Source organism: Kitasatospora sp. NPDC023120 (assembly GCF_055560835.1).
In genome coordinates, this window is record NZ_JBVHHY010000014.1 from 43,404 (window position 1) to 58,049 (window position 14,646).

Annotated in this window: 15 protein-coding genes; 5 read left to right on the plus strand and 10 right to left on the minus strand. The window is 72.6% G+C overall.

Going from position 1 to position 14,646, the window contains the following annotated elements; translation table 11 throughout:
* Positions 1–40 precede the first annotated feature (40 nt).
* From ACZ3TI_RS21410 to ACZ3TI_RS21420, 3 genes are all read left to right on the plus strand, one after another.
* Entirely contained in the window at positions 41–796 is a 756-nt protein-coding gene (locus ACZ3TI_RS21410) for an SDR family oxidoreductase (protein WP_465728742.1), read from the plus strand.
* Positions 793–1,764 (plus strand): NADPH:quinone oxidoreductase family protein, encoded by a 972-nt coding sequence (locus tag ACZ3TI_RS21415; protein ID WP_465728411.1) that lies wholly within the window; start codon positions 793–795, stop codon positions 1,762–1,764. Before ACZ3TI_RS21410 ends, ACZ3TI_RS21415 begins: the two co-directional genes overlap by 4 nt.
* A gap of 70 nt (positions 1,765–1,834) precedes the next feature.
* A complete protein-coding gene (locus ACZ3TI_RS21420; protein WP_465728413.1) occupies positions 1,835–2,821 on the plus strand; it encodes an ADP-ribosylglycohydrolase family protein in 987 nt (328 codons plus the stop codon).
* A 240-nt stretch (positions 2,822–3,061) separates the two neighbouring features.
* Here ACZ3TI_RS21420 and ACZ3TI_RS21425 read toward each other — a convergent pair whose 3' ends face one another.
* Positions 3,062–3,883 carry an NAD(P)H-binding protein gene (locus tag ACZ3TI_RS21425; RefSeq protein ID WP_465728415.1) on the minus strand — a complete coding sequence of 274 codons (822 nt, stop codon included), beginning with the start codon at positions 3,881–3,883 and terminating at the stop codon, positions 3,062–3,064.
* Between the two features lie 104 nt (positions 3,884–3,987).
* On the opposite strand from ACZ3TI_RS21425, the gene ACZ3TI_RS21430 reads away from it, so the two are divergent.
* Complete coding sequence (locus ACZ3TI_RS21430) at positions 3,988–4,404, plus strand: winged helix-turn-helix transcriptional regulator (protein ID WP_465728417.1); 417 nt, start codon at positions 3,988–3,990, stop codon at positions 4,402–4,404.
* 47 nt (positions 4,405–4,451) lie between these two features.
* Here the strand turns inward: ACZ3TI_RS21430 and ACZ3TI_RS21435 are convergent, their stop codons facing one another.
* The 3 genes from ACZ3TI_RS21435 to ACZ3TI_RS21445 all read right to left on the minus strand — a co-directional run bounded on the left by ACZ3TI_RS21435 (position 4,452) and on the right by ACZ3TI_RS21445 (position 8,706).
* A complete protein-coding gene (locus ACZ3TI_RS21435; protein WP_465728419.1) occupies positions 4,452–4,910 on the minus strand; it encodes a hypothetical protein in 459 nt (152 codons plus the stop codon).
* A 183-nt stretch (positions 4,911–5,093) separates the two neighbouring features.
* Entirely contained in the window at positions 5,094–6,989 is a 1,896-nt protein-coding gene (locus ACZ3TI_RS21440) for a putative Ig domain-containing protein (protein ID WP_465728421.1), read from the minus strand.
* A gap of 439 nt (positions 6,990–7,428) precedes the next feature.
* Positions 7,429–8,706: an alpha/beta hydrolase family protein gene (locus tag ACZ3TI_RS21445; RefSeq protein ID WP_465728423.1), complete on the minus strand. Its 1,278-nt coding sequence runs from the start codon at positions 8,704–8,706 to the stop codon at positions 7,429–7,431.
* A gap of 148 nt (positions 8,707–8,854) precedes the next feature.
* On the opposite strand from ACZ3TI_RS21445, the gene ACZ3TI_RS21450 reads away from it, so the two are divergent.
* Positions 8,855–9,286 (plus strand): DUF6193 family natural product biosynthesis protein, encoded by a 432-nt coding sequence (locus ACZ3TI_RS21450; protein WP_465728425.1) that lies wholly within the window; start codon positions 8,855–8,857, stop codon positions 9,284–9,286.
* A gap of 9 nt (positions 9,287–9,295) precedes the next feature.
* On the opposite strand, the gene ACZ3TI_RS21455 is transcribed toward ACZ3TI_RS21450, so the two are convergent.
* The 6 genes from ACZ3TI_RS21455 to ACZ3TI_RS21480 form a co-directional block, all read right to left on the minus strand.
* On the minus strand, positions 9,296–9,613 hold the full coding sequence (locus ACZ3TI_RS21455) for a DUF6191 domain-containing protein (RefSeq protein WP_465728427.1): 318 nt from the start codon (positions 9,611–9,613) through the stop codon (positions 9,296–9,298).
* An 82-nt stretch (positions 9,614–9,695) separates the two neighbouring features.
* Entirely contained in the window at positions 9,696–10,910 is a 1,215-nt protein-coding gene (locus ACZ3TI_RS21460; protein WP_465728429.1) for an acyl-CoA dehydrogenase family protein, read from the minus strand.
* Between the two features lie 3 nt (positions 10,911–10,913).
* A complete protein-coding gene (locus tag ACZ3TI_RS21465; RefSeq protein ID WP_465728431.1) occupies positions 10,914–11,942 on the minus strand; it encodes a phosphotransferase family protein in 1,029 nt (342 codons plus the stop codon).
* A gap of 145 nt (positions 11,943–12,087) precedes the next feature.
* The gene (locus ACZ3TI_RS21470) at positions 12,088–12,627 is read right to left on the minus strand and encodes a hypothetical protein (protein ID WP_465728433.1); all 540 of its coding nucleotides are present in this window, start codon (positions 12,625–12,627) and stop codon (positions 12,088–12,090) included.
* A 90-nt stretch (positions 12,628–12,717) separates the two neighbouring features.
* A complete protein-coding gene (locus tag ACZ3TI_RS21475; RefSeq protein ID WP_465728435.1) occupies positions 12,718–13,005 on the minus strand; it encodes a hypothetical protein in 288 nt (95 codons plus the stop codon).
* Positions 12,989–14,506, minus strand: coding sequence for a WXG100-like domain-containing protein (locus ACZ3TI_RS21480; RefSeq protein ID WP_465728437.1), 1,518 nt, complete (start codon positions 14,504–14,506; stop codon positions 12,989–12,991). The genes ACZ3TI_RS21475 and ACZ3TI_RS21480 overlap by 17 nt, the downstream gene beginning before the upstream one ends.
* Between the last annotated feature and the right edge of the window lie 140 nt (positions 14,507–14,646).

Consider the following 14,646-nt stretch of genomic DNA (forward strand, 5'->3'; position numbering starts at 1 on the left):
CGCCGGACAGTCCGCCGGGCAGTTCGCCGGCCAGGGCGTCGTGGTCACCGGGGCCGGGCGCGGGATCGGGGCCGCGCTGGCCCGGGCCTTCGCCGCCGCCGGGGCCCGGGTCGTGGTCAACGACCTGGACGGCGAGGCGGCCGACGCCGTGGCCGGGGAGTTCGGCGGCACGGCGCTGCCCGGGGACGCCGCCTCCGCCGAGGGCCTGGCCGAGCTGGTCGGGGGCGCCCGGGAGGCGCTCGGCGAGATCGACCTCTGGTGCGCCAACGCGGGCGTCGCCCCCTCCGGCGGGGCCGACGCGCCGGCCGCCGCCTGGGCGACCGCCTGGGAGGTCAACGTGCTGGCACACGTGCGGGCCGCCGAACTGCTGCTCCCCCGCTGGCTGGAGCGCGGCGAGGGCCGCTTCCTCGCCACCGTCTCCGCCGCCGGGCTGCTCACCAGCCTCGGCTCCGCCCCGTACGCGGTCAGCAAGCACGGCGCGCTCGCCTTCGCCGAATGGCTCTCCGCGACCTACCGCCACCGTGGGCTCAAGGTCCACGCGCTCTGCCCGCAGGGCGTGCGCACCGACATGCTCGCCTCGACCGGCGCCCTCGGCGAACTCATGCTCGCCCCGACCGCCCTGGAGCCCGAGGACGTCGCCGAGGCGACGCTCGCCGCGCTGCGGGAGGAGCGCTTCCTGATCCTGCCGCACCCCGAGGTGGCCGAGTACTACCGCGTCCGCGCCACCGAGCCGGAGCGCTGGATCGGCGGGATGAACCGGCTGCAGCGGGAGCTGGAGAAGGGCGGTGCGCTGTGAGGGCCTGGCAGGTCCGCGAACTCGGCGAGCCCCGCGAGGTGCTCCGGCTCGTCGAGGACGTGCCGCGGCCGGTGGCCGGCCCGGGGCAGCTGCTGGTCCGGGTGCGGGCCGCCGCCGTCAACTTCCCGGACGCGCTGATGGTGCGCGGGCAGTACCAGGTCCGCCCGCCGCTGCCGTTCACCCCCGGGGTGGAGCTGTGCGGCGAGGTGGCGGGCGGCCCCCGGCGCGGTGAGCGGCTGATCGGCAACCCGGTGCTACCGCACGGCGCCTTCGCCGAGTACGCGCTGCTGGACGCCGCGGCCGCGTTCCCGGCACCCGAGGCGCTCGACGACGCCGAGGCCGCGGCGCTGCACATCGGCTACCAGACCGCGTGGTTCGCCCTGCACCGCCGGGCCAGGCTGCGGGCCGGGGAGACCCTGCTGGTGCACGCGGCGGCCGGCGGGGTCGGCAGCGCGGCGGTCCAGCTCGGCCGGGCCGCCGGAGCCCGGGTGATCGCGGTGGTCGGCGGCCCGGCGAAGGCGGAGACGGCCCGGGCGCTCGGCGCCGACCTGGTGGTGGACCGGACCGCCGAGGACTTCGTCGCCGCCGTCAAGGAGGCCACCGGCGGGCACGGCGCGGACGTCGTCTTCGACCCGGTCGGCGGCGACGCCTACACCGGCTCCACCCGGTGCGTCGCCTTCGAGGGCCGGATCGTGGTGGTCGGCTTCGCCGCCGGGCAGATCCCGGCACCGGCGCTCAACCACGCCCTGGTGAAGAACTACTCGATCCTCGGCCTGCACTGGGGCCTCTACAACACCCGTGACCCGCGCGCCGTCCGGGCCGCCCACGACGAGCTGACCAAGCTCGCCGACCAGGGCACCGTCCGGCCGCTGGTGAGCGCCCGGGTGCCGCTGGCCGGGGCGGCGGACGCCGTCCAGCGGGTGGCCGACGGGCTGAGCACCGGGCGGATCGCCGTCCTCGGCGACTGACCGTCACCGGTCCTGCCGTGCCCGGCGAAACCGGGTGCGGGGGGACCGTCGTCCCTGCCACGATGCCCGCATGACATCCATTTCCGCTGCTCGTGACGCGCTGGAGGGCCTGGCCCTCGGGGACGGATTCGGGGAGCGCTGGTTCCCCCTGTTCCGGTCGCCCCAGGAGGCGTTCCGGCAGATCCGGGCCCGGCAGACGCCGGAGGAAGGGCCCTGGCACTGGACCGACGACACCGCGATGGCACTGTCGGTGTTCGGGGTCCTGACCGCCTTCGACGCGGTGCACCAGGAGCGGCTCGCCCAGGCCTTCGGGGCCACCTACCGGGCCGACTCGGGCCGCGGCTACGGACACGGCATGCACCTGCTGCTGCCCGAACTCGCCGCCGAGCCCGCGAGTTGGCGCACCAGGGCGCGCGAGCTGTTCGACGGACAGGGCAGCCTCGGCAACGGCGCGGCGATGCGGGTGGCCCCGCTGGGCGCCTGGTTCTCCGCGGACCTGGCCGAGGCGGCCGAGCAGGCGGCGCTGTCCGCCGAGGTCACCCACGCCCATCCGGAGGGCGTGGCGGGGGCGGTGGCCGTCGCCCTGGCGGCGGCCCTCGCCGCCCGCGGCCGCGCTCCCGTCCGTGCTTCCGCGGGTGCTTCGGCCCGTGGTTCCGCGGGTGCTTCCGGCCGTGCCTCCGCGGGTGCCGGGTTGCTGACCGAGGTGGCCGACCGCACCCCGGCGGGCGAGGTCCGCGACGGGCTGCGCCGGGCCGCCGAGCTGCCCGCGGCCACCGAACCGTGGCGCGCCGCCGACCTGTTGGGCAACGGCCAGCGGATCCGGGCGAGCGACACCGTCCCGTTCGCCCTGTGGTCCGCCGCCCACCACCTGGACAGCCTGACCGACGCCCTGTGGACCACCGCCGAGGGGCTGGGCGACGTGGACACCACCTGCGCCATCACCGGCGGCGTGGTCGCGGCCCGCACCGGCCTCGCCGACGTGCCCCCGGCCTGGCTGGCCTGTCGCGAACCGCTCCCGGACTGGGTCGCCCGCGCCGAGGCGGAGGCGGCTTCCTAGGGCGGGGCCCGGGCCTTTGCCCGCGCTTGTGGCCCCCGGGCACGCCTTGGTGCGCGGGTCCCGCGTGGGGCGGCAGTGACTGCTGTGGCGCCCCGAACGGAACCTCGCCTCCCAGATGTGGCGAACGGATGGCGGTTCGTGCCGCGCACGGTAAGACTGGCCGGGCCGGGGACTCGCGGGACCCCGCGCACCCGTTGCTCTGCCCGTGACCGGGTCCTACGGCCAGCCGGCCCGTGACGGTCAGCGCCCGGCGGCGATGACCTCCAGGGCCGGGCGGGGCTCGCGGTCGAGCAGTGCCGCGAGGTCGCCCGGCCCGCCCGGGCCGGCCAGGAAGCCGTGGGCGATCGCCGAGTAGGTGCCCACCACCATCGGCACCTGGAAGTCCAGCGCGTCCGAGGCCGCCACGGCTGCCCGTGCCTCCTCCAGCCGGCCCGGGCGGTACTCGACGCCGAGCGCCTCGGCCACCTCCGCGCCGCCCAACGCCCGCTCCCCCACCAGCTCGTACGTCCGGCCCACGTGCTCGGAGGGTGCCAGGGCCACCGTCACCGCGACGTCCGCGAGGTCCGCGCGGGCCACCGCCGCCAGCTTCCCGTCCCCGAGCGGCGCGCTGATCACCCCGTCCGGGCCCGGCGCGGCGATCGCCCCCAGCAGTTCGGCGTAGAGGCCGTTGCGCAGCACCGTCCAGCGCAGGGACGCCGACTCGCGCAGCCGCCGCTCGGTCCAGCGGTGGGCGAGGGCGTACGGCAGGTGGTCGCCGTCGCCGGAGAGGCTGGTGTAGACGACGTGCTCGACGCCCGCCTGCTCCGCCGCCGCGATCGCCGCGCCGTGCCGGGCGATCACCACGTCGTCCTCGGCGGCGCCGGCCGAGATCAGCAGCAGGGTCCGGACGCCCCGGAACGCCTCCGTCAGCGTCTCCGGCCGGTCGAAGTCCGCCAGTCGGGCCGGTGCGCCGCCCGGCACCTTCTCGGGGGTGCGGCTCCCGGCCACGACGCCCGCCCGTCCGGCGAGCCGCTCCAGGACGAGCGCGCCCAGACCTCCGTTGACACCGGTGACGAGCAGCATGAACGTTCCTCCAGAGATGGATCGGGGATGGATCGGGGATGACCCGCGGTTGGTGACGAGACCATCCTCGATAGCCTGGGCATCCGGCGTAAGGAGGCACTTTCATGTCAGCAGGGCACACCGCGGTAACCACCACCCCGCGCCCGGTCGTCTGGTGCGAGGACGGCGTCGACTGCGGGATCCGCGACCTGCTGGACCGCCTCGGCGACAAGTGGTCCGTCCTCACCATCGTCGAACTCGCCCAGGGCGTACGGCGGTTCCGCGAACTGCAGCGCGCGCTGCCGGGCATCTCCCAGCGGATGCTGACCCTGACCGTGCGCCGCCTGGAGCGCGACGGGCTGGTGTCGCGGACCGTCCACCCGACCGTCCCGCCACAGGTGGAGTACGAGCTGACCCCGCTCGGCCACAGCCTGACCCACCTGGTGCGGGCGATGGCGGACTGGTCCTACGACCACCACGACGCCATCGTCGACTCGCGCCGCGCGTGGGACGAGGCCAACCCGGGCTCGGAGATCCGGTAGGAGCCCCCGGCCCCCGACCCCCGGCTCCCGGCTCCCGGCTCTCCGCCTCAGCCGGCGACCTCCACGGTGACCTCGTAGCTGCGCTGCTCGGGCGGGCAGTTGAGGGCCTCGCCGCAGCTGGTGCGGGTCGCGGTGAGGCGGGCGGTGCCGGGGGCGCGGGCGGTGAAGGCGGCGGTGACGGTGCCGCAGCCGCCGCCCGGGCGGCAGGACGGGGACGGGACGGTGGTCGGGGTGCCGTTCGGTGCGAGGACCTCGGGGGCGGAGCTGGTCGCGGCGGACCAGTAGGTGCTGTGGAGGGCGAGCGTGACGCTCGTGCCGACGGCGACCTTCACGGTGGTGCGGTCGGCGTGCTCGTCCACCGTGACCGCCGCCGGACTCGGTGCTGCGGATGAGCCGGTGGGCGATCCGGTTGCGGTCGCCGACGGGCCCGTCCCGGTGGAGGCGCACCCGGTCAGGGCGAGCAGGGCGGAGGCGAGCGCCAGGGCGGCGGGTCTTCTCAGGTTCACGGTGGTTCCTCGTGCCGGTGTACGAACGGTGGCGGTGTGCCGACGGTGGCGGTGTGCCAGCAGTGCTGGTGTGTGAAGGGGTACCGGTTCGACGCGCCGACGCCCGATTCGGATCCCTCCGGCACAGACAACAGCACCGGGGCGGGCGCTGGGCCCACCCCGGTGCGTTCGGCGCGGTGCTCGTCAGGAGACGGTCACGTCGTCGTAGTAGGTGTAGGTCGGGTCACCCGCGTAGTTGTCGTCGTGGTTGCTCAGGGTGAGGGTGTAGGAGTGGCCCGGGGTGACGGTCGCCGTCTTGTTGGTCCAGGTGCCGGTGGTGGTGCAGGTCTTGGCGAGCACCGTGGTGGTGGTGCCGGTGGTGTTGTCCTTCAGGGTGGCGGTGGCCCAGTCGTAGGTGACGGTGTCGTTGCAGGTGTTGCTGTACCAGAAGGACACCCGGCTGGAGCCGGTCGGCGCGGTGAAGGTCTGGGCGACCGAGGAGTCCCCGGTCGGGCTGGTGGAGCCGACCATCGCGCCGTAGCTGCCGCTGTGGGCGGCGGAGGCGGTGGCGGAGGTGGAGCCGGCGGCGGTCCAGCCGGTCAGGTTGCCGGTCTCGAAGCCGCCGTTGGTGACGGCGCTGCCGCCGCCGGTGGTGGACTCGGTCCAGGTGAAGGTGGTGCTGCCGGCGGCGCCGGTGGTGTCGGTCGCGGTGACCGTGACGCTGGAGGTGCCCGCGGCGGTCGGGGTGCCGGAGATCAGGCCGGTCGAGGAGTTGATCGACAGGCCGGCCGGCAGGCCGGTGGCCGAGTAGCTGAGGGTCTGGCCGGTGGCCGAGTCGGTGGCGTTGATCTGCAGGCTCGCCGCGGTGCCGACGGTGCCGCTCTGGCTGCCGGGGTTGGTCACGGTGACGGTGTTGCCGTGGGTCAGGATGGCGTGCGAGATCGCGCAGGAGTTGGTGTCGTTGGACCAGCTGGCCTGCTCGGCGTAGCTGCCGAAGGAGCCGAAGGAGACGTTGGCGGCGCCGCCGGTGCTCCCGGGGCGGATCCAGGCGCACTCGTCGGAGTTCTCCTGGCCGTTGTAGCTGCTGCCGGAGACGTGGTTGGTCCAGCCGCCGGCCGGGTTCTGGTCGGACATCATCTCGTGCCACTCGTGGCCGAGGGTCATCGTCCAACCGTCCAGGGTGCCGGGCGAGTTGACGAAGCCGACGCCGCAGTTGGCACCCGCGTCGATGTTGTACGGCTGGTTGGAGAACGCGATGTCGCCGTAGGGCGAGGTCGCCGCACCGCCGGTGAGGGTGGTGTCCCCGTTCCAGTCGTGCCAGGCGCAGTACCCGGTGGTGGGGTTCTGGTAGTCGTCCGGGTTGGTGCCGTGCGGCGAAAGGACGATGTAGTACGCGTCCCGGTTGGCGGCGGCGGTGGTGTTCCCGAAGTGTCCGGCGGCCTTGACCGCCTCCTGGGCGAGCTGGTTGCCGGTGGCCTGGCTCGGCGAGGCGGCCGCGTTGTCGTACCAGACGCCGGACAGCACGCCGCCGCTCTGGTACGGGATGAAGGCGGCGTTGGCCGGGCAGCTGACGGCGCCGGTGGCGACGTTGGGGCCGTCGCACCACTGGGTCAGGTCGGCCGACCAGGTCTCGCCGTTGGTGCCGATGCCCTTGAACATCTGCTGGGTGGCACCGGCCGCACCGGCCGAGTCGTTCGAGAACTTCGCGTTCCCGTTGGCGTCGGTGGTCTGGGTGCCCCACTGGTTGCCGTAGAACACCAGGTAGACCTTGGAGTGCCCGCTCTGCACGCCGATGCCGTCGACACCGCCGCCGTAGGACAGCGTCTGCTGACCGGTCGCCGCGGCCTGGTTGTGGGCCGCGAGCCACTTCTTGTAGTTCTCGTGCTGGGACATGCCGGGGACGGCCCCGTGCCGGTAGGGGTGGCCGTTCTGCGGGCTCCAGGGGTTGAACTCGTTGGCGGTGCTGCCCTGCGAGCTGGAGATGTCCTGCGCGGAAGCCGGGCCGGCCGTGCCGGCGAGACCGGCCACGGCGAGCGCGAGCGACGCCATTCCGGCGAGCGCCGCGTACTTCGCGCGTCCGGTCCTGTGGGAGTGACCCATGGGTGAGGGTGCCTCTCTTCTGCCGATCGCCCCACGGCCTTGGGGAGCCGGGAACGATCCCTTGTGGGGAAGGGTCGGCGGCGGGGGCCGTCGGGAGTCGACTCCGGCGGAATTTCTCCGCACACGCGGAATTGACTGCCCGTCGGCTCTCCGCCGCCCGCTGGGCATGAAGGAAAGCAGAGCTGATGAACACCGGTCAACGGTGCGGGGTAAGGGCTGATTAAGAAGCGAGTCGAAGCAGGTCAAGCGGCGTTGATGAAAAGGACTCGACGCGCGTAGCCATTCACTGAATAGGCCTGGAATGCCGGTCGGAATTCAGCTGGCCGCCCCCGCGTGAAAGGTGCTTCTTGACGGATATTCACCCGTCACCGGCACCGGCGGGAATCGGCGGCGACCCCGGGGGCCTCGATCTCGCGCTCACCCCAAGGTGCGGACCGCCCTACCGCTCGTACGTCATCTCCGGGAAGCGCGGCGAGGGCCCGTCCAGCAGCTGGTCGTCGTGGCCGCGCAGCCAGCGGTCGAAGAAGGAGGCGACGTACGAGCGGGTGGCGAGTTCGGCGCGGCCGGGGCGGATGTCGCCGACGTCCGCGCGCAGTTGCTCCGCGGTGAGCGCGCCCTGGCGGGCGAGCTGCGGCAGCAGCGACTGGCCGTCGGTGTAGGAACCGTGGCGGGAGCCGGTGAGGGTGACGTCGGCGTGCCAGCCGGTGCTGTGCTGCCAGAGGGCGTTCCAGCCGGGCTGGTTGCGGTAGCTCCCGGAGTCGTCGCTCCCGGTGCCCATCAGCAGGAAGGGCCGGTCCAGGCCGTCCTCGGCGACGCTGGGCAGGAAGACACCGGTGCGGCCGTCCGGGCCGGGGAAGTGCATCTGGCCGTCCAGGTTGATCCCGGCGGCGATCCGCGGGTCGTCGTGCATGGTCTGGAGCGCGGTGAAGCCGCCCGCCGAGTGGCCGACCATGCCGACCCGGTCGAGGTCGAGTGCCCCGGCCAGCCCGCTCGGCAGGCCCGTCCGGGTGCCCAACCCGGCGAGCTGGTCCAGCACGAAGCGGGTGTCGGCCACCCGCGCCTGCATCGACTTGCGCAGCACGGCACCGATGTCGAGGCCCGGCTGCCCGAGCATGCCGGGGAGGGCCGAGGTAGCCAAGTCCCCCTCAGGGAAGGCGACTTCGGAGGCCTCGTAGGTGTGGTCGACGGTGACCACGACGTACCCGCGGGAGGCGAGGTCCTCGACCAGCGCCGTCCCCCAGGTCCGCGGGTCGCCGAGGCCGGGCGAGTACAGCACCACCGGTCGCCGGCCGCCGGGCAGCGCCGGGGCGTCCTTGCGGGCGTGGGTGCGGATGCCGGACCAGTCGGTGCGGTCCGGCTCGGTGCCGTAGTTGACCCGGGCGAGGCCCTCGGCGCCGCCGAAGTGCGCCCCGGCGGCGGGCTCCATGTACGGCGCGCGGTCGGCGGGCCCGGCCGGCCGGGAGGTCGGGTACCAGAGGCTGATCATCAGCTCGCGCCGGTGCCCGGGCTGCCACGGGTCCTCCCGCCCGAGGTCGGTCAGGTGCAACGCGGTCGTCCCGATCGGGTACGGCCCGGTCGGCTCCGGCAGCCACGCCCGCGCCTGCTGCTCGGCACTCCGGCCCTCCGGCGCCGCCACGGCCCCGGGCACCCCGACCGCACCCAGCACCGCCGTCGCCGCCAGCAGTACGGCCGCTGCGGCCCGTCCCCCACTTCCCATGGTGTTTCTCTCCTCGTCCTGACTGATCGAACACGCAGGACACTACGGCGGGAACGGGCCCCAGCCGTCATACCAGGGAGCCAACCAGCCCCTGAATACCCAGGTATGACACCCCTAAGGGCGCATCACGTCTGGCAGACTCGCCCGCATGTCCGAGACGCTTCCCGACCTGGTGCCGACCGACGACACCGATGACACCGATGACACCGGTGCCGACGACGACGCCGAGGCCCGGGAGCGCGCCGAGACCGAGGCCATCGCGCGACGGTGGCACTTCAGGCTGCGGCGCCCCGTGAACAGGAGGGACGCCGATTGGCGGGACCTCGCCGTCGCCGCCTTCGCAGAGCCCCGGCTGCGGGTCCTGTCACCCGGGCGGGCGATGTACTGGTTCACCCTCAGCCGCCGCGCCACACCGCCCATCTGCGACGACCTGCCGCAGACCAGGCCGCTCGGCAACCGCCGCTTCGAGGTGACCTACGCCGACGGCCGGGCGCAGGTGGTGGAGGGTGCGGCGGCGGCCGTCGCGGCGATCCTGGAGGGCCTGCCCGAGGACATCACCCCCGCAGCCCCGGACGCGTGACCGACAGGGTCAGGACGCCTTCGGCAGGCGGATCACCGCCGAACCGCGTTCCAGGTCCACCCCGGTGCGGTTCGGCGGTGCGCCGTCCTCGTCGTCGTCGCGCAGCATCAGCGCCGACTGCCGTTCCTTGAGCTCGTGCTGCTTGCCCGCCGAGAAGCTCGCGTGCAGCTGCTCGAAGCCGGTCGCGGAGACCTGCCCCTGGCGGGCGCCGGTCCGCCAGGGCAGCAGCCCGGCCCGGCCGGCCCGCAGCAGCACCTGGTCGACCACCGCCAGCGCGGTGAGCAGCAGCACCAGCCCCGGCAGGGTCAGGAAGAAGAGGAACCCCATCCGGCCAGTATCGCCGCCCGACCCGCAGCCGACCAGGGGCCCGGTACCGCCTACCGTCGGTACGGCCTGCCGTCGGTACGGCCTATCGCCGGTACGGCTTCAGCTCCCGGCGGGCCAGCGAGCGCTTGTGCACCTCGTCCGGCCCGTCGGCCAGCCGCAGGGTGCGGTTGCCCGCCCAGAGCTGGGCGAGCGGGGTGTCCTGGCTGACGCCGGCGGCGCCGTGGGCCTGGACGGCCTTGTCCAGGATCCACTCGACGGTGCGCGGCGTGGCGATCTTGATCGCCTGGATCTCGGTGTGCGCGCCCCGGTTGCCGACGGTGTCCATCAGCCAGGCGGTCTTCAGCACCAGCAGCCGCAACTGCTCGATCCGCACCCGGGACTCGGCGATCCAGTCCTGCACCACGCCCTGCTCGGCGAGCGGCTTGCCGAACGCCACCCGCTCGCTCACCCGGCGGCACATCAGCTCCAGCGCCCGCTCGGCGATGCCGATCGCCCGCATGCAGTGGTGGATCCGGCCCGGACCGAGCCGGGCCTGGGCGATCGCGAAGCCCGTACCCTCCTCGCCGATCAGGTTGGCGGCCGGGACGCGGACGTCCTCGAACAGCACCTCGGCGTGGCCGCCGTGGTCGGCGTCGTCGTAGCCGAAGACCGTCATGCCACGCTTCACGGTCACACCGGGGGTGTCGCGCGGAACGAGCACCATGCTCTGCTGGCGGTGCGGCTCGGCGGTGGGGTCGGTCTTGCCCATCACGATGAGGAGCCTGCACTCCGGGTTCATCGCGCCGGTGATATACCACTTACGGCCGTTGACCACGTACTCGTCGCCGTCCCGCTCGATCCGGGTGGCGACGTTGGTGGCGTCCGAGGAAGCCACCTCGGGCTCGGTCATCGCGAAGGCGGAACGGATCTCGGCCTCCAGCAGCGGACGCAGCCACCGCTCCCGCTGCTCGGCGCTGCCGAACTGGGCGAGCAGCTCCATGTTGCCGGTGTCGGGGGCCGCGCAGTTGAGCGCGGGCGGCGCCAACTGGGGGCTGCGGCCGGTGATCTCGGCGAGCGGCGCGTACTGCAGGTTGGTGAGGCCGGCGCCGTGCTCACCCGGGATGAACAGATTCCACAGCCCCTGCTTGCGGGCCTCCGCCTGCAGGTCGGCGACGACCGGGGGGACGGTCCAGGGCTCGCGCGTCGGGTCGGCCAGCTGCGCGGCGAGGATGGGCTCGGCGGGGTGGACGTGCTCGTCCATGAAGGCGAGCAGCTGCTCGCGGAGTTCGTTCGTCCGGGCGTCGTAGGCGAAATCCATCGGTCAGCTCTCCTTGAGGGTGCTCAGGCCGTGGCGGGCGAGGATCGGGGCCATCTCGCCCGCGCGCTCGAAGCCCGCGCCGAGGGTGCGGCCCTGCTGGAAGCGGAAGAAGATGCCCTCGGCGACGGCGGCGAGCTTGAAGGACGCGAAGGCGACGTACCAGTCCAGGTCGGCGGCGTCCCGGCCGGTCGACTCGGCGTAGTACGCGACCAGTTCATCGGCCTTCGGGAAGCCGGGGGCGGTCATCGCGGAGGGGATGATGCCGCCGCCGACGCTGGCGAGCTCGGTGTACATCACCAGCAGGCCGACGTCGGTGAGCGGATCGCCGAGGGTGGACATCTCCCAGTCGAGGACGGCGGTGATGCCGTCCTTCTCGTCGACCAGCACGTTGTCGAGCCGGTAGTCGCCGTGCACGAGCGCGGGCGCGGGCGAGACGGGCAGCCGCTCGGCGAGCACGGCGTGCAGCCGCTCCAGCTCCGGCAGTTCACGGCTGCGCGAGGCGGCGAGCTGCTTGGACCAGCGGCGCAGCTGGCGCTCCAGGTAGCCGTCGGGGTGGCCGAAGTCCGCCAGCCCCACCTGGGCCGGATCGATCCGGTGCAGGTCGGCCAGGGTGTCCACCAGCTGCCGCCCGAGCGCGCCCACCCGCTCCTCGCCGATGACGGCCAGGGCGTCGGCGTCCCGGTGCGCGGTGCCGGCGACGTACTCCATGAGGTACCAGGGCGCGCCGAGGACGTCCTCGCCGTGGTCGATCAGCAGCATCCGGGGCACGGGCACCCCGGTGCCGCGCAGGGCCGACATCACCCGGTGCTCCCGGCCCATGTCGTGCGCGGTCGCCAGCACGTGCCCGAGCGGCGGCCGCCGCAGCACCCAGCGGGAGGCCCCGTCCGAGAGCAGGTAGGTCAGGTTCGACCGGCCCCCCTCGATGAGGTCCGCGCGCAGCGGGCCCCGGACGGCCCCGGGCAGCTCACGCTCCAGATGGGCGCGGAGCCGGGCCAGGTCCAGGCCGGGCGGGTCAGCGGGAGTCTCGGGCATCGGGCGGCTCCTGGGGACGGCATGAACGATGACTAAGCGCTTGCTTAGCATCGGGCGCAGGTCTCCGCATGTCAATGCCACCCGGACGCGACGAACCCCCGAGCCGGCGGGCGCGGGGGTTCGCTCGTGGGATATCGGCCGGTGGCTACCGCCGGCTCTCCGCGGCGTCCAGCGCGTCCAGAGTCGCGGCGTCGAGCGCGACGACGGGCTCCGCGGCGAGGTGCTCGCGCCAGGGCCTGATCTGGACCCGCAGACCGGCGAAGTTGAAGGCGCGGCTCTCATCGGCGATGACCTCGCCGCCCCGCTCGTACAGGAGGATCAGAGGCTCGAACGGGTCCGGCAGGTCAAGCGGACGAACTCCGGGCGTCTCCAGCAGCGTTGCCCAACGGACGGCCGCACGGCAGACGTCCTCGGTCGAGATGCCGCCGATATTCTCCTCAATGCACTCCTCCAGCCGGTCCGCCACCTCTGGGGCTACCCGGACCGCGGGGGCGAGCACACCGGCGATGTCGAAGAACGGCCACTTCGGCGGACCGCCCAGCGCCTCAGCCCAGAGCGCGGCCCGGCGAAGGTATTCCATCATCAGTCGGGATCGCGAGGTCGCGTGCGCGTTGCGGCCCTCCAAATTGGTCCACTTGATAGCGACCAACCGTTCCATCAGAGTGTCAGTGAGATGTGTGCTCATGCGCGAGCCACCCCTCTAGGGCTCCTTGGGTCAACGCCCCCTGAGTCGCGCGGCCCAGGGGGTCGTCGGGTGGCGACACGAGGCGGGGGGCTACTGCCCCGCGTTCCGCTCCCGCGTCTTTCGCCGCATCTCCTTCAGCTTGGCCAAGGTCTCGGGGTGAGCCGGGGCCTTGCTCTCTGCAACAACCTGCGGATTCTGCCGTGCCGCCGGGAGCAGCTCATCGTAGCGAGGGTCCCCCGGCTCGAACTTGTGCCACCCGTCGTAGAAGTACCCCTCCGGGGCTTTTCCGCCGTACCGTTGCCAAATGGTGACGCCATCGGCGTCGAGCATCGGGTTCCCGGTGACGTGGTAGCTCTCGCTCTCAGAATGCTCGCTCAAAATACTCCTCCAGAATCTGCGCCGCCTCGCGGTCACCGTACGTGAATGTGTCCAGCGTCTTGGCGGTCCAGTTATTGAACGCCTCGGCGAAGTACTCGTGCGGCTGGCGAAGGTACGCATCCAAATTTGGATTGCTGCCAATCCGGTCCATGACCTGCTGCTGCGCATGCTGCCACTCAGGCTGGCGACTCAGATTGCCATAGGCGTCATCGACCGCGTGCCCAAACTCATGGACAGCAACACTACTGGGTGTCTCGGCAGTTGAATTGACCAGGAGTCTACGCTGGCCGGGCACATACATGCCAGGTATGTATTCTGCCGGTGAAGTGCCTCCAACCGGGTTGACGCCGGCGAGATGGTAGCCCCCCGGAAGCTGCGTGATGGGCCTGGGGCCGATGCTGACCCCGCCACCCGGCACCTCTTTCAGGTAGTCCCAGACCTTGTCGAAGATATGGTCCGGTACGCGCGCCAGCTCCGTTTCCACCTTGTCGATGCTCGGGTGATCTTCAATGTACTCAAGCGGCAACTTGCCGGGCATAGGCAGCTCAGTGGGTTTGGCATGTTTTGGGCCACTTTGAGCACTATCGCCGGGACGTCCGCGCGGTCCTGCCGCACCGCCGACCCCACCGACTACGACATCCAGGGGTGCAACCGGGCCGGTTTTGAACTCGGCGTCGTAGCCGAAGCTGAGGCCGGCGCCGGTGACCATCCGGCCCGGTAGGGTGTCGGCGGCGTTCGCGACCTTGGCGAGGCCGGCGAGGACGACGGAGGCGCTTTCCGCACGTTCGGCGGCATTGGCGACGACGCGCCCGCCGGCGCCGAGGCCGCCTCCGGCGGCACCCATGATGCCGCCGGCCTCGTAGGAGTCGGCGGCCTCCTTCAGGCTGTAACCGCCGTCGTCGAAGAATTCGACACGGATCGGTTGGGCGACGGCGAGGTCGACGGTGACAGCCTCGATGGCGCCGAACGCCGCGCCGACCAGGACGGTGGCGGCGATCATCGCGATGGTCTCGGAGACCGCGACACCGAGGCCGGCCGCAGTGGCGACGATGCCCGCGGCGGCGGTGACGGCGACGCCTTCGGAGATTCCGGCGGTGAAGAAGGCGAGGGCGGTGCCGGCGACCAGGGTGGCGCCGACGATCGCGGCTTCCTCCTCCAGCTTCTTGATCGCCTTGTCCACCTCGTGGGCGAAGTCCCGCAGTGCCTTGGCGAGGCTACGGCAGGCGTCGGCGGCATCAGGGAGCCAGCCCTTGCCCTTTCCCGCGCTGTCCTTGCCGCCGTAGTACTGGCCCCAGAACTTGCCGAAGGCGTCGATCGCCGGGCCGTGGTTGTTCGCGACGATGGCGGCCGCGGCCTGGTTGGTGGGCGCGGTGACGTTGTCGATGGCGGTGGCCATCGCCTCCCACGCGTCGGCGACCGTGCGGAGCTTGTCGGGGTCGGCGTCGGGCCACCACATCCCGGTGAGCTTGCGGACGGCCTTCGCCGCCGTGGACTCACCCATGCCACGCCCCCGCCGGGGAGGAAGCGCCGGTCATGAGAAGTCCTTGCGGACGTGATTGTCGGCGCCCTGCCATGGTGATGTCCCCCTGCGCGCTTGTCGATCTCAACTCCAGTGAAGAGATCGACAGGCGTTATGACAGG

Bases quoted from the DNA above. Each gene is read 5' to 3' on its own strand.
- ACZ3TI_RS21480 (WP_465728437.1), bottom strand. From the start codon at position 14,506: ATGGGTGAGTCCACGGCGGCGAAGGCCGTCCGCAAGCTCACCGGGATG.
- ACZ3TI_RS21445 (WP_465728423.1), bottom strand. From the start codon at position 8,706: ATGGGAAGTGGGGGACGGGCCGCAGCGGCCGTACTGCTGGCGGCGACG.
- ACZ3TI_RS21430 (WP_465728417.1), top strand. From the start codon at position 3,988: ATGTCAGCAGGGCACACCGCGGTAACCACCACCCCGCGCCCGGTCGTC.
- ACZ3TI_RS21440 (WP_465728421.1), bottom strand. From the start codon at position 6,989: ATGGGTCACTCCCACAGGACCGGACGCGCGAAGTACGCGGCGCTCGCC.
- ACZ3TI_RS21420 (WP_465728413.1), top strand. From the start codon at position 1,835: ATGACATCCATTTCCGCTGCTCGTGACGCGCTGGAGGGCCTGGCCCTC.
- ACZ3TI_RS21455 (WP_465728427.1), bottom strand. From the start codon at position 9,613: ATGGGGTTCCTCTTCTTCCTGACCCTGCCGGGGCTGGTGCTGCTGCTC.
- ACZ3TI_RS21465 (WP_465728431.1), bottom strand. From the start codon at position 11,942: ATGCCCGAGACTCCCGCTGACCCGCCCGGCCTGGACCTGGCCCGGCTC.
- ACZ3TI_RS21425 (WP_465728415.1), bottom strand. From the start codon at position 3,883: ATGCTGCTCGTCACCGGTGTCAACGGAGGTCTGGGCGCGCTCGTCCTG.
- ACZ3TI_RS21460 (WP_465728429.1), bottom strand. From the start codon at position 10,910: ATGGATTTCGCCTACGACGCCCGGACGAACGAACTCCGCGAGCAGCTG.
- ACZ3TI_RS21470 (WP_465728433.1), bottom strand. From the start codon at position 12,627: ATGAGCACACATCTCACTGACACTCTGATGGAACGGTTGGTCGCTATC.
- ACZ3TI_RS21450 (WP_465728425.1), top strand. From the start codon at position 8,855: ATGTCCGAGACGCTTCCCGACCTGGTGCCGACCGACGACACCGATGAC.